Origin of the sequence: Novosphingobium sp. FKTRR1 (genome assembly GCF_020404405.1) — a bacterium.
GTDB lineage: Bacteria > Pseudomonadota > Alphaproteobacteria > Sphingomonadales > Sphingomonadaceae > Novosphingobium.
Map to the genome: position 1 here is coordinate 136,095 of NZ_JAIZDA010000009.1, position 6,555 is coordinate 142,649.

At 57.3% G+C, this 6,555-nt stretch carries 5 protein-coding genes; all 5 read right to left on the reverse strand.

The window, feature by feature from the left end:
• Positions 1 to 20: 20 nt before the first annotated feature.
• Positions 21 to 1,826: an FAD-dependent monooxygenase gene (locus LDN95_RS11085; RefSeq protein ID WP_226017734.1), complete on the reverse strand. Its 1,806-nt coding sequence runs from the start codon at positions 1,824 to 1,826 to the stop codon at positions 21 to 23.
• A gap of 39 nt (positions 1,827 to 1,865) precedes the next feature.
• Positions 1,866 to 2,816 (reverse strand): 3-carboxyethylcatechol 2,3-dioxygenase, encoded by a 951-nt coding sequence (locus LDN95_RS11090; RefSeq protein WP_226017735.1) that lies wholly within the window; start codon positions 2,814 to 2,816, stop codon positions 1,866 to 1,868.
• 143 nt (positions 2,817 to 2,959) lie between these two features.
• Positions 2,960 to 5,413, reverse strand: coding sequence for a TonB-dependent receptor (locus tag LDN95_RS11095; RefSeq protein ID WP_226017736.1), 2,454 nt, complete (start codon positions 5,411 to 5,413; stop codon positions 2,960 to 2,962).
• A gap of 42 nt (positions 5,414 to 5,455) precedes the next feature.
• On the reverse strand, positions 5,456 to 5,965 hold the full coding sequence (locus LDN95_RS11100) for a cupin domain-containing protein (protein WP_226017737.1): 510 nt from the start codon (positions 5,963 to 5,965) through the stop codon (positions 5,456 to 5,458).
• A 5-nt stretch (positions 5,966 to 5,970) separates the two neighbouring features.
• A partial coding sequence (locus LDN95_RS11105) for a zinc-binding dehydrogenase (protein ID WP_226017738.1) occupies positions 5,971 to 6,555 on the reverse strand: 585 nt, incomplete at its 5' end.

Here is a 6,555-nt window from a genome sequence, read left to right on the forward strand (position 1 = left end):
CTGTCCCGCAGGCGAAAAATTCAGCCGAACAGGTGGGGGCCGAAGTTGGGACGGTAGGCACCACCTTGCTCTTTGCCAGGTGCCTGTGAGAGTGCTGCACTGAGCACTTCTCGAAGCATGGCTTCAGCTTCATCGGTTGAAGAGACGCCCGCAAGCTTGCGCCAAGCCACGTATCCGTCTGGACGAACGAGGATCACACCGTCTTCATCGATCTCGCGAGCTTCCTGCCAGTCGCAATATAGATCCTGATATTCAGGTGCCCCGATGACGACAGTCTTGAGAAACGGCAATGACAGGCGCTCGGCTGCAGCGGCCCAAGCGTCACCCGACAATCCGGTGATCAACGTCATCATACCCTTTCCGACTATGTCGAGGGTAGACACACGCCTGCCGGTCCTGCCGACCAGCCAAGCATGAGGCAGTTTGGCACCTGGCCGGGTCGTTGGGTTCAGATGGAGAACGGGGTCCCGGTCCGACACTTCTGCGCCCGTTCCGTCCGAGACAACGGCTGAGGAATTATAGCGCTGGTTTAGTTCCAGACCGAGGGCATTGAACTCCGTGTCTTTGAGACGAAGTGCATCGAGAACGGCCTTCCGAGCGGCCATGCCATCCGGTCCGGGATCACGGAAACGCTTGATGCCCTCGTGAACCGGGTTCTCTGCGCCCGGGACCCGGAAGCAAGCATTCAGCGGAGCATAGTCGAGGCGCGACTGGTTTGCTCTCTGGACAATCTGCTTACCGACGGGAGCGCGTTCCACGCTGTAGGTTTCCAGCAGCTCCGGGCCAGCGAAACCATGAGTAACATAGGCCAGCTTCCATGCGAGGTTGAAGGCGTCCTGAACGCAGGTATTCAGACCGAGGCCGCTGGAGGGCGGATGCCGGTGAACGGCATCGCCACCGCAAAAGACGCGGCTATGTGAATACTTGGTCGCATACGCCTGATTTACATACCAAACGGACGTATTGATCAGGTTCACATCGACTTCAGGGTCACCGATCAGCGTTTTAATGCGATTGATGACGAAGTCGTCCGAGAGATCAGGATCCCCCTTGCTGATGTCGAAACCCCAACCTGCAATCCAGCGGGTCCATGGCGTTACAGCCCGCAGCAGGCCCATGCCGATTTCACCGAAGCTGGCGTCCGGGCTAACGATCCAGTTCAGGATGCTAGGACGATGTTCGACATACCGGGTGAGATCTGCATCAAACAGGGTGTAGACAGTGCCCGCGCGAGCCATTTGGCCTTCGATCGGGAGATCAAGCTGTTCTGCGATAGATGAGCGGGCTCCATCAGCACCGACAAGATATCGTGCTCGCATAGTGTACTCGCGGCCAGTCAACCGCTCCCGCAGAAATACAGTTACGCCGTCAGTGTCTTCTTCGAACCGAAGGTATTCGGTGTTGAAGGCGAATGAAGCTCCGCGTTCCGCAGCGTTCTTGAGCAGGATCGGCTCAATTTTCGGCTGGATAATATCGACGAGACCGCAAGGGCTGGCCTGAAGGTATTCGCCCTTGCGCTTGTCACCGGTGCCCCAAGAGCGCTGGCGGATCAGTTCCTCGCCTGCAAGACTGGTCGTATAGGGCGTATCACCCATCATCTCCCATGCCGTGGCCTGTTCCAAGACCTGGTCTTCAAAGCCAAGGTCACGAAACACCTCCATTGCCCGCTGATTGGTGATGTGTGCCCTGGGCGTGTGAGCAAGCCAGTTCCACATCGACACGACGTGAGAGCGAATTCCGTAGGTGGCCAGTGCCAGAGCTGTCGTGGTTCCGGTGGGGCCGGATCCAACAATCAGCACATCCGTATCGAAGTGGCCTTTGTTCATGGAAAAATCTCCGAGATTTTCTGAATTATTGTATCGGGTTCAGGACTGGCTCGACCGGCACGCGATCATGCCCATGCCGGCGATCCAGCCATCGACAGCTCGGTAGAATTGGAATGCGGACTCGTAGTCACCAGCCGCCGCCTGGGCCGACAGTGCCGCTACCCAGGTGAGGATCTCGTTGGCGCCTCGACCGGCGATCTCCCGGACTTGCCTCGGCCTGAATGCGTCGAATTCGCTCAGTTTGCCACTGGACATGATCTCCAGAACTTGAGCATCCCAGGCAGGGTTTAGCGGCATGCAGGGCGGCAAGCCCTTCGCAGCGGCAGCCCCGGCTTCGAGGACGAAAGCCTTACGTGCAGCCATCGCCTCATGCGTGGGATTCCGACCTGAAATGAGCCGTTCTCGAACTTCATCCGGAGCAGTTGAGATTTCGGGAGTTGGCGGATCATGAGAGAGCCCGCCTGAGCCGGCGATAAGCACCCGCTTCCCGGTACGGCAAGCCCATTTGCCTACCAGTTGGCCGAGTTGCCGCACGCGCTGGTACTCAGGAACAGGCGGCGCCGAGCAATTTATGAAGATTGGAATGATGGGGGCAGGATAGGGATTGTCTTGGCCGAACATCTCCTCCCAGATCTGGACAGCGCCATGATCCACCGACATTCGCCGTGACGATGCCATATCGACGCCGTTACACAGAAGTTGGGAGAGTAGATCTGAGGCGTCCTCGGACGGAACCGGCAGCTCACCAGCCCGAGTATCCCAGTCTCCTATGGAACGTGCACTGATACCAAGGCAGTAGGGCGGCATCAAATCGTAGAAGAAGCTGTTGAAGTGATCTGGCCAGAACATCACGATCAGATCTGGAGAGAAGTCTGCGACAAAGGAGGTCAGTGAAGCAAATGCCTCCCGAACGTCATCCTTGGTTTCCTGATCCGCTTCACCCTCATGCATGAGTGGCGAGTGGGAAGCGCAGATTGTTGCAATTGGCATGGTCGGGACCTTGTCGCATTAGCATACTAGAGTGTTAGATTGAAGGTGGGCTACCCACTCCGCTTCATCAACAACTGGTCTTCATGCGCGGCAGAGTGCAGCCGCAACCGGGGTGTCTCTCGATGAGAGACACCCCTTGCATGTTAGAACTTGTAGCCGACGGAGACGCCCCAGGTGCGAGGCATCCCGTAAGCTTCAAGATTGCACCCGCAGCCCGTGCCGAGATCAAGACCGACCTGCTTGTAGCGCTTGTCGGTCAGGTTGCGCAGATAGGCGGACAGGCTCAGGCCGGAATTGAAGTTCCAGTCAGCTGAGAGGTCCACAAGCGTCCGGCTATCAAACAACTGCGAAGCGAAGTTTCGCGCGTTCTGGTAGAAGCTGGACTGATACGAGACCATTGCCCCGAACCCGAGCTCTCCTCCCAGCACTGGATTGGGGTAGGTGTACCGGACATTGGCACTGCCTGAGTATTTTGGCGTGTAGGTCGGACGAGTATCCCGGAAGACCCCAGGCGCGATTTGCAGGTCTTTGACCTTTGCATCGACATAGGAACCATTCAGCCCAACGCGGATACTGTCGAGGAGGCGGAAAGTGGCCTCCAGTTCTACGCCATTGGTCCGAGCATCGCGGTTCTGGACGAAACCGGAAATGTCAGAGAAAACGAACGACTGGTAGTTCTTGTAGCTGTAGTGGAAGAAGGTCCCATTCAGCGTGTATGCGCCACCCGGACCGGTGTACTTGAAGCCGCCTTCCAACGAGGTCAGTACTTCCGGCTTATAGGGAATCTGACTTGGAGCCAGCGCCGGCGTGCCGTCAAACAGCTTGCCGTTGTAGCTGCCAGCTTTCACGCCGCGGTTGACGCCACCATAAACCAGAAGCCCTGTAATGGGACGGTATTCCAGCTGCGCCTTGCCGGCCCAAAGAGTATTGGTGCGGCGATCCGTGAAGCTGGGTTGAAGCGGAAACAGCAGCGTGCCCGTGTCCACGGTATAGTCGTTCTCATTCAGGTAGCCACCCGAAGAGAAGTCATATTCCTGATGCTCGCGAATGAGGCGACCACCGACCACCAAGGTCAGCTTGGGGGCGAAATTCCAATTCGCTTGTCCGAAGAGCGAGCCAGATGTTGTCTTGAGCGTGAACACGCTCATCGGGTCTACGCCGGTAGCGGCCATGCCGAACACAGCTGAAAGCGCCGACCCCTTGGGAGCAAGCAACCCTTGCGCGTTGGGGGCCTTGATGTTCAGAAAATAGGCGCCTGTAGTCCACGACAAATTGCCGGTTTCACCAGACAAGCGCAGTTCCTGCGAGATCGTCTTGATGTTCGATTTGGTACCGAAAGCGAAGCCGTTCACAGGAGACCCGTCGGCATCGAGCATAAAGACTTTGCGGTACTGCGACCACGCGGTCACTGAAGCGAGCTGTGCCCAGCCAAGGTCGGCATCGAGGTGTAACGCGACATTGTATGCCCGGAATTGGTTCAGGTTGCTGAGGGCAAAGTCCTTGGACAGCGTGCGATTTTCGATGTTGACCGGCGTGTAACCGAACCAGCTCGCGCCGGGGGCACGGTGGCCGTCATTGTTCGGGCTGAAAAGAAAGCCCTGGAAAGGCAGGACGGCCGGATTGAAATAATTCTGTCCGTTTGGCCCAATGGCAGCGCGCGTTTCGGTTGGCGAAGCATAAATCGACCCGACAACGCGGCCTTGTGCGTCCACTTCCGGTACAACAGCAGCAGACGTCCACGGAGACTCGGAGAGGTTCTGACGGAAGATCGAGCCGGTAAGACGGGCAGTTACTGCATCCGAGACCTGCCACAGAATCTGCAATCGGCCAGCAAGCGCATCTTCACCACCAAGGTCCTGCCCGGCCGGGCTAACGCCAGCCGGACCGAAGTTCAGCGGCGCGCCCGTGGCGACACCCGCAGGATTGACGTTCTTCCACACCGCATCATGGCGGTTCCAGAAGCCCGAGGCGCGAACAGCAAGTGTGTCGCCAAGCGGGAGGTTGATTGCACCTTCCAACTTCGTCTGATTATAGCTGCCGTAGCCGGCATTCATGTAGCCGGTTGTAACGCCCAGTTCAGGCTTGTTGACGATGAAATGGGCAAGGCCGCCTGTCGCATTGCGGCCAAACAGTGTGCCTTGCGGTCCCTTGAGAACCTCGGCGCGTTGCATGTCATAGAGGGCCATGCCCTGACCTTGCTGCGACGAGATATAAACGTCATCGACGTATACAGCGACAGGCGCTTCGATAGCGTCGTTATAATCGCTCTGCGTTACGCCGCGGATAGAGAATTGCATGCCCTGACCGCCGAGCGTTCCGGATGCGCTAACGCCCGGGGTGAACTTGGCAATGTCGATGGTGGCGGTAACGCCTTGGGTGCGGAGTGCCTCCCCAGAATATGCAGAAACAGCGATGCCAACGTTCTGCAGCTTCTCGGACTTACGCTGGGCCGTCACCACGATGTCGCCATTATCGGAGCTTGATGCGGCTTCGGATTCCCCGCTGGCAGTAGCGGCAGTCTCCTGAGCAAACGCAGCGGTGTTAAATGCTAGCATGGCAGTTGTGGACACGCTTAGGCCTAACAGGATCTTCTTCATGCTCTCCTCCCTCGTATAGTTGAACTTTAGAGGCTCAAAGCCTCAACCAATCAAAACAAATGCCACTTTGGCAGGAGCATTGGTACGGTTGCTCCACCCGTGTCGAGTGTGATCCTGAACCAGCACGTCGCCAGCTTTCAGGGTAACTTCCCCGTTGTCGAACATGCACACGACTTCGCCCTCTAGGACGATACCGTAATCAGTGGTTTCGGTTCGGTGCATGCCGGGGTTTTCGGGCTCGAACTTTTCAGCGAGTCCAGGGATTCTTTGAAGATATTCAGCACCAGCCGCCGCAGGGTCCGCGATGTCCATCATGTTTCCGTCTGGCGGAAACGTAACGATCAGCAGACTAGTTTCGCCTGGAACAGGGAGGACATTTTGGCCCGACCGAGGAGATTGCACCACCGCAACTTGTGCGCCTGGGGCAGTTTTCCAAAGCAGAGCGGGGTCAAAGCCACGCACATGCTCAAAGGCGTTAGAGATACCTGAGGTATCATCAATCACCTGCGATTTGCCGCCAACATTGCTGGCCAGGACGCGCCGTATCGTCATGATATTTATCCGTGCTTGATCACGACGTTGGTGAAACCACCGTGCCGGTTTTCGACCTCATCCAGAGCTTCATTGATCTGATTGAGACCGAACGTTTTGTGGCGGAAGACCGACAGATCCAGAGTGCCAGCAGCCGCCATCTCGACCATGTCCTGTCCCTCAGCGGTGTCGAACCAGAGCGACCCAATAACGCTGATCTGGAAGCACATCATCTTGAACATGTGGAGCGGGAGAGGCTCACTCATTCCGCCGATATTGACCATGCGGCCACCACGGCGGAGTGCGTCGATGCAGTTCATCGATGTGGTGTGCGGCGCCCCCGGTCCAACCGCGTCAACGAAGATGTCAGCGCCAAGCCCATCCGTTTTTGAGCGGACCCAATCACCAATTCCGGCATCACTTCCCGTCTCCGCAATGGAGAGTATTTCGACGCGACGCGGATCGAGAGCCTTAACTTCACTTAGAGCCCGAGCGAAAAGTGGTTGAGCGATATCAGTAGGTTGTGATTCAGCGTCGTTGTCGAGACGATGGAGGAAGCACATGCCCTGGACTGATACCGCTCGCCGCAAGCATATGCGGGAAGGTGCGGG

Bases quoted from the DNA above. Each gene is read 5' to 3' on its own strand.
- LDN95_RS11085 (WP_226017734.1), bottom strand. From the start codon at position 1,826: ATGAACAAAGGCCACTTCGATACGGATGTGCTGATTGTTGGATCCGGC.
- LDN95_RS11090 (WP_226017735.1), bottom strand. From the start codon at position 2,816: ATGCCAATTGCAACAATCTGCGCTTCCCACTCGCCACTCATGCATGAG.
- LDN95_RS11095 (WP_226017736.1), bottom strand. From the start codon at position 5,413: ATGAAGAAGATCCTGTTAGGCCTAAGCGTGTCCACAACTGCCATGCTA.
- LDN95_RS11100 (WP_226017737.1), bottom strand. From the start codon at position 5,965: ATGACGATACGGCGCGTCCTGGCCAGCAATGTTGGCGGCAAATCGCAG.